Here is a 1,164-nt window from a genome sequence, read left to right as displayed (position 1 = left end):
CTCGTATGCGTCCTATGGCAAAAATGAAAACATTAATTTACCACAGGTCAAAAGAGAAGAAATTACCTCCCTGAGTAATGAGGATTGCAAGTTTTACAAAAATGAAGACGGCACGATAACAGCCGAGATCGATTTGAGTAAACAGCCTGGAAATGATACGGATAATATTATTTCGGAAAAAGATTCCAGCGGTTACTATAAAAACAGTTCAAATGGCTTCGAAGCAAGCTTTCCAAAGAAGCTTTCCGGGGAAACCTTAAGGTTTAACTATATGGATACCGGACTGACCTTTGAGCTTTTAAACACCCCACATGTAAACGATAAAGAAGATATTGCCGCAACGGATGATATCGTTGACGGAGAAGAAAGCGATACTTCAACGGAAGACAGCATTGTAACCGGCGAAGGCAGCCAGTCAACCACGGGTAGTGTTGACGGGGAAGAAAACAATTCTTCAACTACAGATAATGTTGATGGTGAGGAAAACGGCCTTTTGTCCTCTGACAGTGTAGACACTAAGAAAAGCAACCCTTCAGCCACGGATAATGCCGGCGGTGAGGATAGCAGCCTTTCGACAGTAGATGGTGCTGACAATCAAGAAGTAAGCCCTCCAACATCGGACAGCGTTGAGGTTGAAGAAAACAATACTTCAACTGTATATGGTGTTGGTGGTGAGGAAAACAGCGATTCAACCATGGACGGTGATGGGGCTGAAGAAGACAATACTTTGCAGGTAGATGGCGCCGAAGGCGAGGAAGGCGGAGCTTCCGTGTCCGGCAGTGCCGACGATGACAGTGCCGGCGCTGAAGAAGTCAATCCTTCACCTGAAGACGGGGTTGAAAATGAAGAAAACCATTCGCCTGCAGCGGATGTTGAAGACGAAAAAAACAATCCGTCAACTGATGACAGTTTTGATAATAATAGCAATAAATCATCCGTAGACGGCCGGGTTGACGGGGACACCATTACATATAGCAACATAATGAACGCCACCGACCTGAAATATCAGGTTCTTGACAACGGCGTAAAGGAAACCATAGTAATAAACAACAGCAGCGCCCCCACCAGCTTTTCCTTTAAAGTAAGCACGGACAAGCTTAACTGGCTGGAGGGCAAAAACGGCCTGATAGCCTTTATCTCCAGCGAAACAGGAAAGCGCCTGTT

At 45.5% G+C, this 1,164-nt stretch carries 1 protein-coding gene; it reads left to right on the top strand.

The genetic code is table 11. From position 1 onward, the window contains the following. Nucleotides 1-1,164 (top strand): ICP22 family protein (locus tag DCCM_RS18570; protein WP_165792083.1); only part of this gene is annotated, 1,164 nt, incomplete at both ends.

The sequence above is a fragment of the Desulfocucumis palustris genome (assembly GCF_002933875.1).
Lineage (GTDB): Bacteria > Bacillota > Desulfotomaculia > Desulfotomaculales > Desulfocucumaceae > Desulfocucumis > Desulfocucumis palustris.
Note: the sequence above shows the minus strand (reverse complement) of the source record. Positions and strands in the feature narration are given on the sequence as shown.